Here is an 18,641-nt window from a genome sequence, read left to right as displayed (position 1 = left end):
GCTGGGCCGGTGACAAGAACGCTAATCCGCCGAAGGGGCTTGATCCTGGTCATCCCGCACAAGAATCCGGGACACGTTGCAGGCTTGTGCACAGCGCCTCCGGGACACGAGAACGGCCCCGGCGTGAGGTCACGCCAGGGCCGTCGTCGAGCAGGAGAAACTAGAAGAACAGGGCCGCCACCAGCGTCGACAGCACGAGTCCGGCGACGACGGGCAGGAAACACCTGCGCGCCAGCTCGATCACCGGCACGCGGGTCACCCCGGCCACCACGAGCAGCGAGGACCAGGCGACGAGCACACCGCCGCCCGCCCAGATCGAGCCCATCTGGCCGACTGCGGCCAGCGTCGCCGGATCCATCCCGACGTTGGGTCCGAGCGCACCCGCGAGGGATCCGGTCAGCGGCAGGCCGGAGAACCCGGAGCCCTCCAGGCCGCACATCATGCCGATGATCAGCACGCCGAAACACATCACGAGGGGGTTACCCGGGATGAAGCGCTCTGCCGCCGTCCCCAGGTCGACGAGCAGGCCGGGTGCCTGCCGGCCGTCCTCGAATCCGAGGATCTTCCCGGCGAAGTCGGCGTTGCCGAGGAAGAAGAACCCGGCGATCGGCAGCACGACGCCCATCGCCCGGAACGCGAACACCAGGCCATCGGTGATGTGCTCACCGGTGGACTGCAACGCCTTCTTCGGGCCGTCGAGCGCGACCACGGCGACGATCACCAGGACCGCGGCAGTCCCGCCGACCAGCGCGGCGGCCGAACCACCCTCGAGCGAGGGCACGAGAGCGGTGAACTTGCCGAGCGCCATGTAGACGATCATGAGCAGGAACGCGATCGGCACACCGACGGAGAAGATCTTCGACAGCCGGACGGTGCGGGCGTCGTCGACCGACTCCTCGGCGGCCGCCGGGTCGTCGTCCCGTGAACCGGCCCCCTCGGCGGGCACGCGGCCGCCGCCACCCGAGCCGCGCGGTGCGGGTGGGCCGGCGGGGGGTTCGCTGCCGGCTCCGCCGACGGCCGCGCCGACGGGCACCTTCTCCTCGGCGATCTCGGTGAGGGACAGCTTCTCCGGTTCGACGGTCGGCGTGGGCCTGCGCGCTGGGGAGACCGACATGCGGCGCAGCCGCCGCCGGGACGGGCGCGGCTCAGCGACGACGCCCGCCTCCCACTCCTCGAGGTTCAGGTCGGAGGGCTTGCGCATGTGCCGAGCGAGCATCAACCCGATGATGGTGAGGGCGGTGACGCCCGTGACCAGGGAGAGGACGAGCGCGACGTCGGCCACCGCCGAGCCCTCGATCCCCGCCGCGGTGGCGGACAGACCCGGGGCGACCTGCATGACGTAGTCGCTGGACAGGGCCATGCCCTGGCCCGCGATGGCGATGGCCATGGCGGCGCCCATCGCCGGGAGCCCGGCCCGGACGGCCGCGGGGACCAGGATCGCCCCGATCAGCGGCACCGCCGGGGTCGGCCAGAAGAAGAGGCTCACCCCGTAGGTGACAACGGCCAGAACGGCGTAGGCGGACCAGCCGCCCCTCATCACCTTCTGAAAGGGCGTGACCATCCGCTGGTCCGCATTCATCGCGCGTAGCGCACCCAGCAGCGCGGTGACCAGGGCGATGATCAGGAAGATGTTGAACAGTTCGGACGCAGCGGTCAGGCTGGCGTTGAAGATCGCCTGGATGCCGGTGACGGGACTGCCCGTCATGACCCACGCCGTGACGGCCGTGGCCAGGACGGCAGGGACGAGGACGTTCCTCCGGGCGACCGTGACCCCGATGATCAGGAGCACGCCCGCCAGGTAGACCCAGTGCGCGGCAGTGAGTCCCACCGTGCCTCCTTCCCGCCGAGGCGGCGGTCGTAGTGGTGGTGTGGCGGACGACACTCGCTCACCGGCACGAACACAGCTAGGACAACAGTGCACAGCGTGTGAGTTTCGGATTGTGCACGTTGTCGTTAAGGCACAGTGCACTGTCACACTCAGGAATCCTGTGCACTTTCCACCTACACGGTCCCCGCGTTCGCGGTCATGGTGCACGCATGACACTCCTGGCGCGCCGCTCCTCCTTCCCTGTGGCGCTCCGACCCGCCGCGCTGGGCGCGGACGGAATGGTCGCCGCCAGCCATCCCGCGATCAGCCGCGCCGGGGCGGACGTGCTCGCCGACGGGGGCACCGCGATCGACGCCGCGCTCGCCATGGCCGCCGTCTCCTGGCTCGCCCTTCCGGGGCAGTGCGGTGTCGGCGGCGACGCCTTCGCCCTGGTCCACGAGCCGGACGGGACGGTCCGGGCCCTCTGCGGCAGCGGCTTCGGCCCCGACGGCGGCACTCCCGAGCACTACGCCGGGATGACCGGGATCCCCCGGCACGGCGCCGCCTCCGTCGCGGCCCCGGGCGCGATCGCGGCGCTCGAGGCCCTGCACTCCGCCGGCGCGACCCGTTCGTTGGCCGATCTCTGGGCCCCGGCGGTCCGCCTCGCCCGCTTGGGCCTGCCGTGCACGGCGAAGACGGCGGCCGACATCGCCCGGCACGCGGTCCGGCTCGCCGAGGACCCGGACACCGCCGGCGTATTGCTGCGTTCCGGACGGGCCCCTGAGGTCGGGACCAGGTTGCCGCAGCCGCTGCTGGCCGCCTCGATCGAGCGGCTGGCCGCGGACCCCGGCGCGCTGTACCGAGGCGACCTGGCCGAACGCGCCGTCTCGCGGCTCACCGCGCTCGGCGCGCCCTTCTCCGGGGAGGAGTGGGCCACGAGCGGTGACGTCCGGGCCGAGCCCGCCCTGCGACGCCGCTACCGCGATCGCTGGGTGCACCAGACCCCGATGCCCACCCCCGGATGGATGGTCCTGGACCAGCTCGCCGTCTGCGAGAGGCAGCTGGGCGGCGCTCCGCTCTCCGCCGAGGCGGTGCACTGGCTCGCCGGGGCTGCCCGGATCGCCTTCGCCGACCGCTACGCCCGGGCGGGGAGCGACTCCGACGGCTGGCGTCGCGGTGGCCAGCCCGACGCGGTCGAGCAGGCGCGCGACCGGATCCGTACCGGTGTGCTGCCCGGACCGGCCGGCGCGTCTCCGGCAGGAGACACCACCTCGATGGTCGCGGTGGACGGGGAGGGCCGGGCAGTCAGCCTCATCCACTCGCTGGCGTTCACCTTCGGCGCCGGGATCACTATCCCCGGCACCGGGATCGTGCTGAACAACCGGCTCGGTCGAGGCGCCTACCTGGTGTCCGGTCACCCCAACGAGGTCCGGCCGCGACGCCGCCCGCTGCACACGCTCAACGCCTGGCTGGTCACCGACGACGACGGCCGGCTCCGGCACGTCGGGAACACCCCCGGCGGCGACGGTCAGGTGCAGTGGAACACCCAGCTGCTCTCCCACCTGCTCGACCACGGCGCCGACGCGCAGTCCGCGGTCGACGCTCCCCGCTTCTCCGCCTTCCCGGGGAGCGACGCCGAGGACCTGGGCTCCCCCGCGGAGCTGCGCTGCGAGGACCGGCTCGGCCTGGAGGTCCTCGCGGGACTCCGGGAACGCGGCCACACGGTGGTCCCGGTCGGGGACTGGGGAGCGGGCGGCAGCGCACAGATCGTCTCGCTCGACCACGAGCGGGGCTGCCTGTCCGGTGGCTCGGACTCCCGGCAGGAAGGGGTGGCTCTCGGTGTCTGATCTCCCTGCTTCCCCTGTCCCCCAGGGACGTTACGTTCCCGCCGTCGTCGTCGACGGCCTCGTGTACAGCGCCGGGATGACCCCGCGCCGCGACGGCAGGCTCGTGCTGACCGGTCTCGTCGGCGCGGAGGTGGACCTCCGCGCAGCCGCGGATGCCGCGGGAATCTCGGCGGTCAACGCCCTGGTGGCGTGCGCGGACGCCGCGGGCGGACTGGACCGGATCGTCCGCGGGGTCCGGATGACCGTCTACGTCGCCTGTGCCGACGGGTTCACGGCGCTCTCCGCGGTCGCCGACGGGGCGTCCGCGGTGCTCGCGGAACGGCTCGGCGAGGACGCCCTGCCCGTTCGCGCCGCCGTCGGGGTGCGCGCGCTCCCGGGAGGCGCACCCGTCGAGGTGGAGTTGATCGCCGTGCTCCGCTGAGCACGGCCCCAGAGAGAGGTCGGCACGTGACCGGAGCTTTACGGGACGAACGGATCGCGGGCTCCGGGCAGGGCGGGCCGCTCGGCCTGCTCGCCGCCGCGCTCGTCGTCGGCACGTTCGCCAGCACCATCGCGAACACTCTCGTCAACGTGCCGTTGGCTGTGATGGCCGCGGACCTCGGCACGTCGCTGACGAGCGGGACGCTGATCGTCGTCGCGTTCAACCTGACCTGCGCGGTCGTGTTGCCCTTCGCGGGGTGGCTCGGCGACCGGATCGGCCGGCGCCGGGTGTTCCTGCTGTCGATGATCGGGGTGACGGTCGGCGCGATCGGCGCGGCCACCGCGCCAACGCTCCCCCTGCTGGTCGCGTTCCGCGCGGTCCAGGGGCTGTCCAGTGCACTCGTGCTGCCGACCGTGCTCGCACTGCTCGTCGCCGCCGCCGGCCCCGGTCGTCGGGGTCGTGCGGTGTCCTGGTGGGCGGCGGCGAACGGCGCGGGCCAGGCGGCGGGGCCGACCGTGGGCGGAGTGCTGACGGACGTGACGGGCTGGCGTTCGGTGTTCCTCGTGATCGTCCCCTTCGCCGTTCTGGCGTTCGCCGGAGCGTGGCGGTGGGTGCCGCGAACCCCGCCACGGGTCGTCGGGCTCGATCTCGCCGGGGCGCTGTCTCTCTCCCTGGGCGTGGCGCTGGTGTTGGTCGGGGCGTCCGCGGTGGCCCCGGCGGGGCTCGGCTCGCCGGTGGTGTGGCTGGGTACCGGGCTGGGTGCGCTCGCGCTCGTGGGCTTCGTGCTGGTCGAGCGCGGACGAACGGCGCCGTTCGTGCCGCCCGCCCTGCTCGTCGAAGCGCGGTTCGCCCGTTCCGCGGTCGCCGCGCTGTGCCAGATGTTCTGCCTCACCGCGACCCTGTTGACCGTTCCGCTCTACCTGACCTCCCAAGCCGGCTCGCCATCACGTACGGCCGGGCTGCTCGTCGTCGCTCTTCCGTTGGCGATGACACTGCTGGCCCCGCTCTCCGGGATGCTCACCGAGCGAGCGAGCCCACGGCGTGCCCTGTGCTGGGGACTCGCCGGGTTGGGCGCGGCCGAGCTGGCGCTCGCCGTGGTCCTGGGATTCGGCGGCTCCGGGCCGACCTCCCGGATCGCGCTGGTCGCGGCGGTCGCGGTTATCGGCGCCGCGATCGCCTTCACCCAGACCCCGGCGACCGCCGGCGCCACCCGGTCCGCCCAGGAGGCGCGCTCCGGCTCGGGTCTCGGGGTGTTCAACATGCTTCGGTTCGTCGGGGCCGCGCTGGGCGGGGCCGTGGTGGCTGTCGTCGTCGGGGACTCGCCCTCCGGCCCCGGACCGTTCATGGTGATGGCACTGGTGTGCGCCGCGGCCGCGGCGGCGGCACTGCTCGTCACGTTCCTGGGCCGTCTCCCCCGCTGACCGATCGACGTCCGCGGGAGGTACACAGCGGAACGGCGCCCCCAGCTTGGAGGGCGCCGTTCGACCGGTGACGCAGGCGGCGAGACGTCTAGGCGGGGACCGCAGCGGCGATGTGCTCATCGAATGCCGCGAGCGCAGCCGCACCGACGGCCTTGTCCTGCTCGCCGTTGCCGCCGCTCACCCCGACCGCGCCGATGATCTGGTCCCGGTAGACGATCGGGAACCCTCCGACGAAGACCGTGAACTTGCCGGGATGCATGTGCTGGATCCCGAAGGCCTCGTTGCCGGGCAGGGCGGGCCCGTTGGGCTGTTCGTTGAACAGGTGCGTGGCGCGCTGGTGCCCGGCTGCCGTGAACGCCTTGGCGATCGCGATGTCCACGCCGGTGAGCCGGGCTCCGGTCATGCGGTGCAGGGCGATCGGGTGCGCTCCGTCGTCGGCGATGCAGATGGTCTGCTTGACGCCGATCCGCTGGGCCTCGGCCTCGGCCGCGCGGAGCAGAACGAGTGCGTCCTCGAGGGTCAGCCGGTAGATGGTCTGCATCAGTTCTCTCCGTGGCTCAGGTAGACGGTCTTGGTGTCGGTGAAGAAGTCGAGGGCCTGGCGCCCGCCCTCGGGAAAGGCGCCTCCGCTGGACGCCTTCCAGCCGCCGAACGGCGGCGCGACGCCGTTGCCCGTCGTGGGCGCGTTGATCTTCACGATCCCGCAGCGGGCGCGGGCGGCGAAGCGGTGGGCAACGGCGAGGTCCGCGGTGTGCACGGCGACGACGAGCCCGTGCGTCGAGGAGTTGACGATGTCGAGCGCCTGGTCGGAGGACCCGACCAGGACGACCGAGCAGAACGGGCCGAAGACCTCGCCGGCGACGAGGGGGTGCTCGGGCGGGACGTCGGCGAACAGGGTCGGGGCCACCCAGTACCCGTGGGGATCGAGCCCGTCGACCGTCGACGCTTCGGCGACGACCCGTGCACCGGCCGCGATCGCCGAGTCCTTCAGCTCGTGCAGGCGGTCGAACTGCGCGGCGGTGGCGACAGGGCCGGTGGTGACTCCGGTCAGGTCGCCCGGGCCCACCTTCAGCGCCCGGACCCGGTCGGCGAGCAGCGTCATGAACTCCTCCGCGACCGTCCGGGTGACCAGGACGCGGTCGGTCGACGTGCACGCCTGACCGGTCAGCCCGAAGGCTCCGGCCGCGACGTCCGCGGCGGCCTTCCCGAGGTCGGCGTCGGCACAGACGACGGCGGCGTTGCGGCCGCCCAGCTCCAGCTGAAGGCGCGCCTGCCCGTGGGCCTGAGCACGGACGAGTGCGCCGACGGCGTCGGACCCGGTGAAGGTGACCGCCCGCACGCGCTCGTCCCCGAGCAACGCGGCCATCGCCTCGGTGTCGTGGCCCTGCACGAGCGGCAGGACGTCCGCGGGCAGGCCCGCCTCGACGGCCAGGTCGACGAGCAGACTGGCGACCCCGGCGGTGACCGGCGACGGCTTGAGCACGACCACGTTGCCGGCCGCCAGCGCCGGGGCGATCTTGCGGGCCACGAGCGACAACGGGAAGTTCCACGGCGTGATCGCGGTGACGACGCCGAGCGGACCGCGCACCGTGTACGTGAACGTCCCCTCGCCCTCGACCGGGAAGGTCGTCCCTTCGACCAGGTACGCGAGCTGCGCGGCGAGCCGGAATTGCTCGGCGGACTTTCCGACCTCGCCCCGGGCCGCGGCGATCGCCTTTCCCTCCTCGCGGGTGATCGCGACGGCGAGCTCGTCCACACGGCGTTCCAGCAGATCGGCGAGTGCGGTGAGCACCGCTGCCCGGCGCAGCGGTGGGGTCGCCGCCCAGGCGGCGGCGGCCGCGTCCGCGGCGGTCACGGCGGCGCGGACCTCGGCTGTCGACGAGACGTGATACGTGTGGACCGTGCGCCCGGGGGCGGCCGGATCGACGGACCGGCCTGTCCTGACAGACGACGCCGTGTCGGCGACGGATGGTGCGGAGTGCACGAAGAACCTCCGGCTGATTGTGGACTCTGGCGGCTTCCGGCGATTGTGCGGTCGCGCCACCATGACTGACACTGGACGAAGTGCACCCGCTGATGGATCGGATGTAGGCACATGGCACAGCCCGTTCCGGACGAGGCCCGCGCAGAAGATCACCCCGAGCGGCTCCGGCACGGCACTCCGGCACATCCGGGAGGGACGGATCCGGAGGCCCACCCCCGCGCCGTGGACGCGGAGGCCGTCACCGTCGCCGATCTGCTGGCCGAGCCGTTGTTGCGCAACACCCTCGTGGCCGGAGCGACCGGTACGTCGACGCAGGTCCGGTGGTGTCTGCCGCTGGCGGAGTTCGAGACCGAGGGCGGCGCGGAACACGGCGCCGGCGGTGTCGCCGTGCACGCCCCGGTCGCCCTCCTGCGTGGGCCGGCCGGCGCGGCGACGGTCGAGCGCGTCGCCGAGGCCGGAGCAGCCGCGCTCCTGGTGCGTCTCGACCCTTCCGACATGGGCTCGCCACCCGACCTGCGGGCCGCGTTGCCGCCGGCGCGGCACGCGGCGGACCGGGTGGGCCTTCCGCTCGCGCTGCTGGCGCCGACGGCCGACTACCTGAAGGTGAGTCAGCTCGTCGCGACCAAGGTGCTGGCGCAGGCCACCCATGTCCTGCAGTACAGCGACCAGGTGCACCGCTCACTGGGCGAGATCCTCGCCCGGGGCGCGGGTGTTGCGTCGCTCGCCTACGGCATGTCCCGGATGGGTGAGGCGCCCGTGATGGTGCTCGACGTCGACGGCGGGCAGCTCGCCTACGAGAGCACGGCCACCGGGACTAAGCCGCCCGGAGCCCCCGTCGTCGCCTCTCTCGTCCGTCATCTCGAGCGGCTGGTCGCGGGCGAGGTCGCCGCGGTCGTCGCGGTGCTGGACACCGTCGACGCGGAGGGGGCCGCGGTGGTGCCGATCATCGCGCCGGTGACATTCGGGGGCGACGTCAGCGGTCTCGCCGCCGTCCTCGAGCCCGCCGGTGCGGATCCCCACGGCCGGGCCCAGCGGCGCATCGTGGCCGAGGAGGGGGCGGTGCTGATCGGCTCCGAGATGCTCCGGATCAGGTCGATGGACGAGGCCGAGGAACGTACCCGCGGTGACTTCATCGTCGAGCTGGTGCACGGGCGGTTCGCCGACGGTCAGCAGCTCCAGGCCCGCGCCCGGCACCACGGCTTCGGGGTCGACGGCTCCTACGTCGTCTACGTCGCCGAGCCCGACCCGCCCGTGTCCGACGACCCCCGTGCCGTCCGGCGGTTCAACGCCGCGGCCCGGGCCGTCGAGCACTTCACCGTGGATGCACCGCTACCGACGCTGGCCACCCAGATCGGCGGCAACCTGGTCGTCGTCCGGCCGGTCGCTGATCCCAACGACATGGCGGACGTCCGGGAGCTCGCCGGCCGTATCCGCCGGGTGTTCCGCGAACGGCTCCGAGCGGACGCGCGTGTGGCGTTCGGCCGCGTGGGGACCGGTGCCGGCGGAACCGCGAGCAGCTACCGCGAAGCCCGGACGGCGCTCGCGCTGGGCCGGCGGATCGACGTACCCCCGGTATCCGGGTACGACGAGCTGCGGATCTTCGTCGCATTGCGGGACCTCGCGGACTCCGAGAACGGGCGCTCCTTCGCCCGGGAGGTCCTCGCCCCGCTCCGCCGCGCCGACGGCACCGCCCGCAGCCTGGAGAGCGTCGCCTTCGCCTACATCGCCGAGTCGGGCAACCTGAACGCTGCGGCCCGGCGACTGGGGCTGCACCGCAATACGACCCTGTACAAGCTCGACCGGGTGTCCCGCGTCCTGGGCATGGACATCCGGTCCGCCGACACCCAGTTCATGGTGTGGCTGGCCCATCACATCGACACTCTCGCCCAGGTGGAGGACAAGCTCGACGAGGAGCTCGCACCACCTCCGTAACAGGAACGGCAGCATCCGTGCCGGTGGCGCGAACCAGCTCGCGCAAGGCCTGGATTGGCGCACAGGGATATGCCGCGCCCCACCGAGCAGTGGGGCTTTCCCCGGCGATTCCGGGGAAGGCACCCCTGACCGTTCGGGTGCTTGTCCCATTGTTCGCCGTCGTCGCCGGTCCCATCCTTTCGTCTCGAGGCTCTGGACACCGGCCTGCGGCACCGATTCGACGGCGTCGTCGCACGCTCGTCGTCCCGAGGAGGTCACCACACTCATCACCGGAGACGGACATGACGAGCACCGATGCATCGAGCGGGAGAGAAGGGGCAGAACGCCCCTACTACAGGGAAGAACAGCGATTCCCTTGGTGGATCAAGGCGGTCCCGCTGCTCGTCGCGGCGGCGCTCGGCGGCGCCCTTGTGCCGCTCTGGCTCGCGGGCCCCTCACCCGCGCCGGTAGGCCTGGTCGTCGCCCTACTCTTCGTACTCCACCTTCCGCTGGTCGCACTCCACTTCCTGATGAATCTCGTCGTCGTCGTCGATTCGAGCGGTCTCCGCGTCAGGCTGTATCCGCTCAGGTGGAGCATGATGCCGTCCCGAATGACGCACAAGGACGTAGCGCTCGGCGACATCGACCACTGGCAGGCGCGAACCCACAATTCCTTGGCCAGTACTGAATACTGGGGATGGCACTTCTGGGGCCTGAGTGCCGGCAAGGACAGCCGATACCTGTACGTCATGCGGCCCAGCGGGCCGGTCACCGCACGCGGGGTGGAACTCCGACTCAAAGGTGGCGAGAAACTGTTCATCGGCTCGAGGAGGCCTGCGGAACTGGTCGACGCGATAGCCCGACTGAAGGGGTGACGACAGGTTTCAGATCCGAGGATCTGAAGCCCGCCGCCGCTTGCCGTCAATCACTCGGGACGACCGAATCCTCCTCGACGGCCCGCTGCACCGCAGGCGAGTCCTCCTCGGCATCGCGGAGGGGCGGCCCGCCGCGGTCGTGCGTCAGGGTGTCGAGCAGCGCCTGCTCGTCGGGGTCCAGAGGTGGCGGTTCGGGGCCTCCTCCGGGCTCGTCGTCGTTCCCCGTCGCCATTGCGGAGTCGGGCACCGGATCGCAACAGTCCTTGGCCATGGCCGGGAGGTACCCCGCCCGAGCCCGGCCACGCCGCCGGACCGGCGCTGTCCCCACGCGCCCGGAGCCAGGAAGCGGCCTCGCAGATCTGCTCCGGCTCCGGCTCCGGCTCCGGCTCAGATGATCAGGCGTCGTAGTCCAGCTCGACCCGCTCCGTGGTAGGGCGGGACTGGCAGGTCAGGACGTAGCCTGCGGCGACCTCGTCCGGGCTCAGCGCGTAGTCGACCTCCATCTCCGCGCCGCCACGCACCAGCTTGGCGCGGCAGGTCCCGCAGGCACCGCCCATGCACGCGTACGGGGCGTCGAGACCCGCCCGCAGCACGGCCTCCAGCACCGACTCCCGCCCGTCGCTGTCCACGGCCGACGTCCGGCCGCCGACCGTCGCGATCACGGTGCTCTCGACCCCCGCGGCATGATCCTCCGCCGCCGGGGCGACGTGGAACAGCTCGACATGGACGGCCTCCGGGGCGACGCCGTGCCGGCCGAGCACCGCGCGGGTGTCCTCGACCAGCGCCTGCGGCCCGCAGACGAACCAACCGTCGACGTCGGCCGGGGCGAGGTCGTCCCCGAGCAGCCCGGCGAGACCGGCGGCGTCGATCCGCCCCGGCACGACGCGCTCGAAGCCCGTCCCCGGCTCGGCGCCCGCCTCGCCCGACCGGAAGTGCACGATCCGCAGCCGGCCCTCGAAGTGCCGGGCGAGCATCTCCAGCTCGTCGCGGAACATCGTCGACTCGGCCGTGCGGTTGCCGTAGAGCAGGGTGAACCGGCTGTCCTCGCTGACCGTCAGCGCGGTGGACAGCATCGAGATGATCGGCGTGATCCCGCTGCCGGCCGCGATCCCGACGTGGTGCCGGGCGGTACGGGCGTCGGGCTCGAGGGTGAACCGGCCCGACGGCGGCAGCACCTCGAGCACGTCGCCCGGCGCGAGCCGCTGGGTGAGGTGCGTGGACAGCGCGCCGCCCTCGATGCGCTTGACGGCGATGCGGACCAGGTCCGACGTGGCCGAGGTGCACAACGAGTACGTGCGGCGGACCTCCGTGCCGTCCACGGTGGACCGGAGCGTGAGGTGCTGGCCGGGGGTGAAGCGGAACCGGGTGCGCAGGGTCTCGGGGATCTCGAAGGTGATCGAGACGCTGTCCGGGGTGAGCGGCCGGACCTCGGCCACGGTCAGCGGCTGGAAGTCGGCAGTGCCACCGGCGGCGTCCTCGGCGTGGAACGAGTCGGTGAGCCGACGCCACGCCCGGTACTCCGACGTGGTCAGCTCGCGTCCGAACGCGGTCGTGATCGGGACGTCGCGGTCCAGGTAGGCGGCCTCGTTGCGCTGCCAGGCCTTGACGTAGCGGTAGAACGGGATCGCCGGGTGCAGGTGATGCACCAGGTGGTAGTTCTGGTAGAGCATGACCGGCGTCAGCAGCCACTCCATACCGACCCGCACGCGGGTGGCCGCGAACCGGTTCTCCCGCGAGGTGGTGGTCAGCCCGTGGTGGGGCATCCAGTCGAACCACCAGGCCAGCACGGCGACCCCGATCCGCTGCGGGATCAGATAGATCAACGCCAGCTCCCACCCGTGCCCGGTGGCGATCGCGCCGCCGAACACCAGCGCCGTGAGACCCACCGTGGCCATGGTCTCGAGGCGCTCCGCCCGCGGCCGGGTCCGCAGCCGCCGCAGATAGAACACGGCATAGCGACCGTCGATGCTCAGCCAGCGCAGCGGCAGCTGCCAGTCCGGGCCGTGCGTGGTCCACGCGTCCGGGTCGGTGTCGATGTCCTCGTTGGTGTTGCGGTGGTGCTCGATGTGGATGAACCGGAACATGCCGAAGCTCGCGTAGCAGGCCACGAAGAGCACCGACAGCCGCCCGAACACCTCGTTGACCCAGTTCGCGCGGCCGGTGGCGTGGTGGATGGCGTCGTGCAGCACTGTGAACATCGTGAACGTGACCGCCGCGTGCAGCGGGACCGTCACCCAGAACGGCGCGTGCCCGCCCAGCGCGAGCCACGTCGCGACGACCCAGACGGCGAGCGACCCGACGAACAGCGCGATCGTCGGCGCGGCGGCGCGAGGCAGCGCGATGCCGGGGTCCGGCACCCCGCGGCGCACGGCCCGGACCTCGGCCTCGCTGAGCACCGGGCCGTCCGGGGGCCGGGTGCGCTCGCCGATCGGGCTCGTGGTCACAGGCTGCTCCTCGCTGTCGTCGTCTTTGACATTTGAGGCCGTACTGTAAACAGGCGAGGCGGTGGTGCGCCAGCTGTACAGTGGTCGCATGAGTACCCGACCGGGTTTTCATGCGCGGGTGCGATCGCTGCTGCGCGACCAGCTCCTCGACGCCGCCACGGAGATCACCTGTGACCGCGGCTGGGACGCCGTGACCATGTCCCGGGTGGCCGAGCGGGTGGGCGTGAGCAGGCAGAGCGTCTACAACGAGATCGGCTCCAAGGACGTGCTCGCCGAGGCGATGATCGGTCGCGAGACGGACCGGTTCCTCGACGGGGTGTCCGAGCGGCTGGCCGCGCACCCCGACGACGCCTCCGCGGGCCTGGGCGCGGCGGTCGAGTACACCCTGCGGACCGCCGCCGACAACCCACTGATCAAGGCCGTCGTGTCCACCGCGCACGGCAGCACCGACGACCTCCTGCCGCTCGTGGCCATCCGGCCCGAGCCGGTGCTCGCGCGGGCCGTCGCGGCCATCGTGGCGCAGGTCCGGGCGATGCACCCGGCGCTCGGCCTCGGTGCCGGACCGGGCGGCGACGCGCTCGGGTCGCTCGTCGAGGCCGTCGTGCGGCTGACCCTGAGCCACCTCGTCCAGCCCACCGGGTCGGTCGAGCAGGCGGTCGGCCAGGTGCGGTGGATCTGCGACGCCGTCCTGGCCGGGGCCCGCGGATAGCTGTTCGGCGGGTACACCGGCGCCGCGCCGACCCGCCGGTTCGGGTCCGCGCCACGCGGTTCGGTCATTCGGTTCCGCGGCCGGCGGAACGCAGCGACGCCAGCGCCGTGCTCCACCCGACGACCTGGTGGAGCAGGCCCTCGACCGCATCGGCGCGATGCGCGGCGGGGGTGAAATCGGTCAGGTCGGTGAAGTCGGTGTACAGCGACAGGCCGACCTGGGCCTGGACATCGGCGATCTGCAACTCCGTCATGATCAGGCGTAGGTTCGCGACGGCGCCGGACCCGCCCCCGATGCCGTAGGTGACGAATCCGGCCGCCTTGTTGTGCCACTCGGTGCCGGGAACCTCGATCGCGCTCTTCAGCGCCCCGGAAACGGGGTGGTTGTACTCCGGGGTGACGAACACGTAGCCGTCGAACGAACCGATCTTCTCCGCCCACGCCTGGGTGCGTGGCCGGTGGTCCTCCCGCTGCGAGGGTGGCGCCGGCTCGTCAGGATCCGGCAGGCCGTAGTCGGCGATGTCGACGATCTCGTAGTCGGCCTCAGTGCGCTGCCGGGCGATGCCCTGAACCCACCGGGCGACTGCTTCCCCGCGGCCCGGGCGGGTGCCGCCCACGATGATCGCGATCCTGGTCATGCTGGCCGTTCCTCACGAGCTGGTCGAGCGGGGCCTGTCGGTCAGCGGGTTCGGCGCGCTGGACAACCGACGGCGCTGCGACAGCTCAGCATGCTCATTGTCCAGCGCGACTGGACGTTACGCCGAAGACCGACAGGTCTCGCCGAGCACAACCGTCCGGGCGGCGCCGTCTCGTGCTCAGTAGTGGAGCGGCGCACCGGACGGCCCGGTGAGCGGGCAGCAGCCCGCACGTCGGATCCGGGCTACCTCGCACCGGCGATCGGAGGACTCAGACCTCACGCCGGCCGCGGTACCCGATTGTCGAACAGCGCGAGCGCCGCGGCGGTGTTCGACGCCGGGACGAAGTAGGTGGAGTGCACCCGTCGGATCTGCTCGTTCATCGCGCCCCGCATGATGAGCCACATGATCATCTCGATGCCCTCCGAGCCGGCCTGACGGATGTAGTCCTCGCGGGACAGCGCGGCCAGCGTCTCGGGGTCGGTCTCGATCGCCTCGAGGAACATGGCGTCGAAGTCGGGGTTGATGAAGCCGGCGCGCGCACCGGCGAGCTGGTGGGACATCCCGCCGGTACCGAAGACTGCGACCTTCGTGTCCGGGTCGAAGGTCGCGATCGACCGCCCGATGGCCTGCCCCAGCGCGTAGCAGCGCGCGGCGGTGGGCTGCGGGTACTGGATGACGTTGACCATCAGCGGGACGACCGGGCACGGCCAGGCGTCGCCCGGCTCGGGGCAGTAGATCGACAGCGGCACGGTGAGCCCGTGGTCGACCTCGAGCTCCTGGAAGACGGTCAGGTCGAACCCGTCGTCCATGAGCGACTCGAGCAGGTGCAGCGACAGCTCCGGATGCCCGACGACGTCGGGCACGGGACGCCGGCCGAAACCCTCGTCCGCCACCCGGTACCGGTCCGCCGTACCGAGGCCGAACGTCGGCACGACGTCGAGGTCGACGCCGTTCGCGTGGTCGTTGTAGATCACGATCGCGACGTCGGGGGTGTGCTGCGCCATCCACTCGCGCGCCGGCCGGTAGCCGTCGAACAGCGGCTTCCAGTGCGGGTCCTCGGTCTTCTCCCGGTCCATCGCGGCCCCGATCGACGGGACGTGCGAGGTCCCCAGACCCCAGATCACCTCAGCCATCGGTCCGGCCGCCTGCACGCATGACTGCCACGAACTCCTCCTCGGTCATCCCGGTGAAGACCCCACCGAGGTACTGCATCGACCGGCCGTCCATCATGGCCAGCTTGTAGACGTAGAAGATGCTGCCGCCGAGGTCGATCATGGCCTGCCAGTCGCGGGCCAGGACCGCCTCCTGCTGCTCCGGCGCCAGACCGAACTCCTCGCAGTAGGCCTTCTCGTCGGCCAGGAACCGTTCGCGGTTCTCGGCGAACCGCAGGCTCATGAACAGCTTGTTCATGCGGAAGCCCCGCCGGCTGCTGCGCCCGTCGAAGACCGGTGTCCCCGGCAGGTCGAACCTGGGCTCAGTCGCCATCGCGGTCGCCCCTGCCGTCGCCGCTCGGGGCCGGCGCGTGCTCGTGGTCGTCCAGCCAGTCCCACATCTCGCGTGGGTGGCCGCTGGTCCACGTCCGCCCGCACCAGCAGCGGCCGAGCATCTCGCCGTCGTGTTGGCGGAAGGAGATGCGCAGCTCCCGTCCGGTATCGGCGGTTCCGGCGCTCGTCGTCACCGCCGCTCCTGCGGATGGGTCGCCAGGGCCTCGACTGTGACGTCGAGCCAGGGCGCCATGGGCAGTGACATGAGGGCGTCGTGCAGCTCGGCAGGGTCGGCGGCCTCGTACAGCCCGACGGTGGCGTTGCGCCCGGGCACGCGCCAGAGCCGCTTCAGCACGCCGGCCCCGCGCAGCTCCATGGCACGGGCGCGCTCACCCGCCCTCAGCTCCTCCCGACGCTCTGCCGGGGTGTCGGCGGGCAGTCGGTTCTCGGACCGGACGAGGAACTCCACGGGTCACTCCTGATGTCGGGAAGGGGGTCAGTGGGCCAGATCGAGCAGGACGTCGGCCAGCGCCTTGGGCGCCGTGACCATCGCCTCGTGCCCGGTGTCCAGGTCGTGCACCGGCCAGCCGCGCTCGCGCGCCCGCTCGGCGTGGGCCTGGAACACCCGCATCCAGCTCACGCACTCGATGAACGCGGCGGGGACGTCGTCGACGGCGCCGGTGAGGCGCAGCGGGTCGGTGTAGGTCTTCCACGGGTGCGGTGTCAGCTTCGGGGTCAGCCAGTCGACGTCGGTCTGCTCGGTCACGCCGAGCACCGACAGCTTCCGGACCGGGACGAGCCAGCCGAAGCCGGCCTCGGCCGCGGACCCGGCCCAGTGGTGGGCCACCGTCTCGGGCTGCAGCTCGACCGCCGTCTCCCCGTCGCTGCCGACGAAGGCGTCCAGGTAGACGCGCCTGGCGATCGCCGCGGGCCGCCGATCGGCGACCGCGGTCACGATCTGGCCGGCGTAGCTGTGCCCGACCAGGACGACGTCGGTCAGCCCGAGCACGTCGATCAGCCGGACGACGTCCTCGACGTGGGTGTCGAGCCCCACCTGCGGGGAGAGCAGGTGGGCGCGCTCCGACAGCCCGGTCAGCGTCGGTGTGTGGACCTCGTGCCCCGCCGCGCGCAGCAGTGGGGACACCCGGTCCCAGCACCAGCCGCCGTGCCAGGCCCCGTGGACCAGGACGAAGGTGCTCATGCCCCCGCCACCGCCGCGCGCGAGCGCCGGGGCGCCGGGGCCTGATCGGCCACGGCGGCCTCCGTGGCGGCCATCTTCTCGAGCAGCCGCCGGCCGCGGATGCCCGCGACGTCGGACCGGATGCTGGACTCCCGAACGCCGGCCGGCTCGCTGGCCACCATGACCTCCTGGATCTCCAGGGCGTCGACGTCCTCCTGCATCACCGCCAGCTGCTGTTCGAGCTGGAACGCCGACAGGTCGGCGTCGTCGATCCGGTAGTCGCGGGCGAGGGCGAAGAAGTCGTGGGTCTCGGTCTCCGTCGCCGGGGTCATCCCGTACATCACCTTCATGTGGAAGCCCTCGGGCTCCTCGGTGCCGGTCGGGGCGAGCCGGATGTTGAGGATGAAGACGCCCGGGGCGTAGAAGTCGCCGTCCTGCCACCGGTCGATGGGCGAGGTGAGCCCCATCGACTTCTCGTAGAACGGCGGCGCCTCGATGCCGACCATGTGCCGGACGAAGGAGACCCGGTCGCCCTCACTGGTCACGTCGATCGGGGTGGCCGCGACGGAGGCGTTGCCGATGCTGCTGGGGTGCAGGAACGTCTCGTGGGTCAGGTCGAGGAGGTTCTCCACCAGGAGCACCTGCCGGGACTTGAGCGGCACCAGGCCCTTCACGTGTGTCCAGCCAGGGTCGCCCAGCCATCCCGTGTCGGGGATCAGCGCGGGGTCGGCGAGCTCGACGTCGCCGGTCCAGATCCACACCACGCCGTCGCGCTCGACCAGCGGGAAGCGGTGGACCGACGCCTTGGGGGTGTCCGGCTGCTCCGCCACGCCGACGCAGAGACCACCGGCGTCGATCCGGTACCCGTGGTAGTTGCACTCGATGACGTCGCCGTCGAGGCGGCCCAGCGAGAGCGGGTACTTGCGGTGCGGGCAGCGGTCCTCGATCGCGGTGACGCTGCCGTCGAGGCGCCGATAGAAGCAGACCGGCCGGCCCAGGATCCACCGTTGCAGCAGGGTCCGGCCGACCTCGTCGGACCAGGCGCCCATGTACCAGCCGTTCTTGACGATGGGGTTCGTAGCCACGCAGATCTCCTGGGAGGAAGGGAAGGGGTTCAGGCGGAGGGAGCGGGGACGGCGTCGTCGGCCGGTTCGTCGACGTAGGTGACGCCGAGGCGCTCGAGGGTCGCGCGCATGCCGTAGACGTCCAGGCCGAGCACGCCGGCCTGGAACTTCTCCCGCTTCTCCTGCTCGTTGGCCTCGCGGGCCACCGACGCCGCGGCCACCGCGGGCGCCTCCTCGCGGGGGACGATCAGCACGCCGTCGTCGTCGGCGACGACCACGTCGCCCGGGCGCACGCAGGCGCCGGCGACGACGACCGGCACGTTGACCGAACCCGGGGTCGCCTTGACCGTGCCCTGCGCGGAGACCGCGCGGGACCAGGCCGGGAAGCCCAGCGCGGTCAGGTCGGCGACGTCGCGCACGCCGGCGTCGATGACCAGCCCGAGCACGCCGCGGGCGGCCAGCTGGGTGGCGAAGAGCTCGCCGAACATCCCGTCGGTCGACGGCGAGGTCGTGGTGACGACCAGGACGTCGCCCGGACCGCACTGCTCGATGCAGGCGTGGATCATCAGGTTGTCGCCGGGCTGGCTGAGCACGGTGACGGCCCGGCCGGCGATCCGCGCGCCCGGGTAGATCGGCCGCAGCACCGGGTGGGTGAGGCCGCGGCGGCCCATCGCCTCGTGGGCGGTGGCGACGCCGACGCGGCCGAGGACCTCGACCGCCTCGGCGTCCGGGCGCCGGTCGCTCCGCACGATCACGTGCCGGGTCATCGGGAGCTCCTCCCCCACCGTCGGGAAGGTCCGCTGGTAGGCCTCGGCGTGGCTGACGGTCTTCGGGGCACCGTTGCGCACGGCCTGGACG

19 protein-coding genes are annotated in these 18,641 nt (G+C 72.1%); 6 read left to right on the top strand and 13 right to left on the bottom strand.

All coding sequences use genetic code 11. The features are described from left to right. Positions 1–160 precede the first annotated feature (160 nt). Complete coding sequence (locus WBK50_RS10435) at positions 161–1,828, bottom strand: hypothetical protein (RefSeq protein ID WP_341335398.1); 1,668 nt, start codon at positions 1,826–1,828, stop codon at positions 161–163. 209 nt (positions 1,829–2,037) lie between these two features. On the opposite strand from WBK50_RS10435, the gene WBK50_RS10430 reads away from it, so the two are divergent. From WBK50_RS10430 to WBK50_RS10420, 3 genes are read left to right on the top strand one after another with little or no spacing between them, the layout of a single operon-like run. After that, positions 2,038–3,654: a gamma-glutamyltransferase family protein gene (locus tag WBK50_RS10430; protein ID WP_341335397.1), complete on the top strand. Its 1,617-nt coding sequence runs from the start codon at positions 2,038–2,040 to the stop codon at positions 3,652–3,654. Beyond that, positions 3,647–4,075 (top strand): RidA family protein, encoded by a 429-nt coding sequence (locus WBK50_RS10425; RefSeq protein WP_341335396.1) that lies wholly within the window; start codon positions 3,647–3,649, stop codon positions 4,073–4,075. Before WBK50_RS10430 ends, WBK50_RS10425 begins: the two co-directional genes overlap by 8 nt. A 26-nt stretch (positions 4,076–4,101) precedes the next feature. Continuing rightward, positions 4,102–5,496: an MFS transporter gene (locus WBK50_RS10420; protein ID WP_341335395.1), complete on the top strand. Its 1,395-nt coding sequence runs from the start codon at positions 4,102–4,104 to the stop codon at positions 5,494–5,496. Positions 5,497–5,584: 88 nt separating this feature from the next. Here WBK50_RS10420 and WBK50_RS10415 read toward each other — a convergent pair whose 3' ends face one another. Together WBK50_RS10415 and WBK50_RS10410 are read right to left on the bottom strand one after the other, a co-directional pair. After that, on the bottom strand, positions 5,585–6,037 hold the full coding sequence (locus WBK50_RS10415) for a GlcG/HbpS family heme-binding protein (protein WP_341335394.1): 453 nt from the start codon (positions 6,035–6,037) through the stop codon (positions 5,585–5,587). Continuing rightward, complete coding sequence (locus WBK50_RS10410; RefSeq protein WP_341335393.1) at positions 6,037–7,479, bottom strand: aldehyde dehydrogenase family protein; 1,443 nt, start codon at positions 7,477–7,479, stop codon at positions 6,037–6,039. The genes WBK50_RS10415 and WBK50_RS10410 overlap by 1 nt, the downstream gene beginning before the upstream one ends. A gap of 111 nt (positions 7,480–7,590) precedes the next feature. Here WBK50_RS10410 and WBK50_RS10405 point away from each other — a divergent pair, with 111 nt between their 5' ends. Beyond that, a complete protein-coding gene (locus tag WBK50_RS10405) occupies positions 7,591–9,411 on the top strand; it encodes a helix-turn-helix domain-containing protein (protein WP_341335392.1) in 1,821 nt (606 codons plus the stop codon). 281 nt (positions 9,412–9,692) lie between these two features. Further along, complete coding sequence (locus tag WBK50_RS10400) at positions 9,693–10,265, top strand: hypothetical protein (protein WP_341335391.1); 573 nt, start codon at positions 9,693–9,695, stop codon at positions 10,263–10,265. A 46-nt stretch (positions 10,266–10,311) separates the two neighbouring features. Here WBK50_RS10400 and WBK50_RS10395 read toward each other — a convergent pair whose 3' ends face one another. Further along, positions 10,312–10,512, bottom strand: coding sequence for a hypothetical protein (locus WBK50_RS10395; protein WP_341335390.1), 201 nt, complete (start codon positions 10,510–10,512; stop codon positions 10,312–10,314). A 148-nt stretch (positions 10,513–10,660) separates the two neighbouring features. Next, positions 10,661–12,709, bottom strand: a complete 2,049-nt coding sequence (locus tag WBK50_RS10390; RefSeq protein WP_341335389.1) for a fatty acid desaturase — start codon at positions 12,707–12,709, stop codon at positions 10,661–10,663. Positions 12,710–12,797: 88 nt separating this feature from the next. Here WBK50_RS10390 and WBK50_RS10385 point away from each other — a divergent pair, with 88 nt between their 5' ends. Further along, the gene (locus WBK50_RS10385) at positions 12,798–13,418 is read left to right on the top strand and encodes a TetR family transcriptional regulator (protein ID WP_341335388.1); all 621 of its coding nucleotides are present in this window, start codon (positions 12,798–12,800) and stop codon (positions 13,416–13,418) included. 64 nt (positions 13,419–13,482) lie between these two features. Here the strand turns inward: WBK50_RS10385 and WBK50_RS10380 are convergent, their stop codons facing one another. From WBK50_RS10380 to WBK50_RS10345, 8 genes are all read right to left on the bottom strand, one after another. Continuing rightward, positions 13,483–14,055, bottom strand: a complete 573-nt coding sequence (locus WBK50_RS10380) for an NADPH-dependent FMN reductase (protein ID WP_341335387.1) — start codon at positions 14,053–14,055, stop codon at positions 13,483–13,485. Between the two features lie 275 nt (positions 14,056–14,330). Further along, positions 14,331–15,188 (bottom strand): class III extradiol dioxygenase subunit beta, encoded by an 858-nt coding sequence (locus WBK50_RS10375; protein WP_341335386.1) that lies wholly within the window; start codon positions 15,186–15,188, stop codon positions 14,331–14,333. Continuing rightward, complete coding sequence (gene ligA, locus WBK50_RS10370) at positions 15,181–15,540, bottom strand: protocatechuate 4,5-dioxygenase subunit alpha (protein WP_341335385.1); 360 nt, start codon at positions 15,538–15,540, stop codon at positions 15,181–15,183. Before ligA ends, WBK50_RS10375 begins: the two co-directional genes overlap by 8 nt. Continuing rightward, entirely contained in the window at positions 15,530–15,733 is a 204-nt protein-coding gene (locus WBK50_RS10365) for a hypothetical protein (protein ID WP_341335384.1), read from the bottom strand. The genes ligA and WBK50_RS10365 overlap by 11 nt, the downstream gene beginning before the upstream one ends. After that, the gene (locus WBK50_RS10360; RefSeq protein ID WP_341335383.1) at positions 15,730–16,008 is read right to left on the bottom strand and encodes a muconolactone Delta-isomerase family protein; all 279 of its coding nucleotides are present in this window, start codon (positions 16,006–16,008) and stop codon (positions 15,730–15,732) included. Before WBK50_RS10360 ends, WBK50_RS10365 begins: the two co-directional genes overlap by 4 nt. 27 nt (positions 16,009–16,035) lie before the next feature. Continuing rightward, positions 16,036–16,740 carry an alpha/beta fold hydrolase gene (locus tag WBK50_RS10355; protein WP_341335382.1) on the bottom strand — a complete coding sequence of 235 codons (705 nt, stop codon included), beginning with the start codon at positions 16,738–16,740 and terminating at the stop codon, positions 16,036–16,038. After that, positions 16,737–17,804 (bottom strand): aromatic ring-hydroxylating dioxygenase subunit alpha, encoded by a 1,068-nt coding sequence (locus WBK50_RS10350; protein ID WP_341335381.1) that lies wholly within the window; start codon positions 17,802–17,804, stop codon positions 16,737–16,739. The genes WBK50_RS10355 and WBK50_RS10350 overlap by 4 nt, the downstream gene beginning before the upstream one ends. Before the next feature lie 29 nt (positions 17,805–17,833). Continuing rightward, positions 17,834–18,550 (bottom strand): 4-carboxy-4-hydroxy-2-oxoadipate aldolase/oxaloacetate decarboxylase, encoded by a 717-nt coding sequence (locus WBK50_RS10345; protein ID WP_341339355.1) that lies wholly within the window; start codon positions 18,548–18,550, stop codon positions 17,834–17,836. Positions 18,551–18,641 lie beyond the last annotated feature (91 nt).

It is taken from the genome of Pseudonocardia sp. T1-2H, from assembly GCF_038039215.1.
Taxonomy (GTDB): domain Bacteria; phylum Actinomycetota; class Actinomycetes; order Mycobacteriales; family Pseudonocardiaceae; genus Pseudonocardia.
This window is presented reverse-complemented; position numbering and strand designations above follow the sequence as displayed.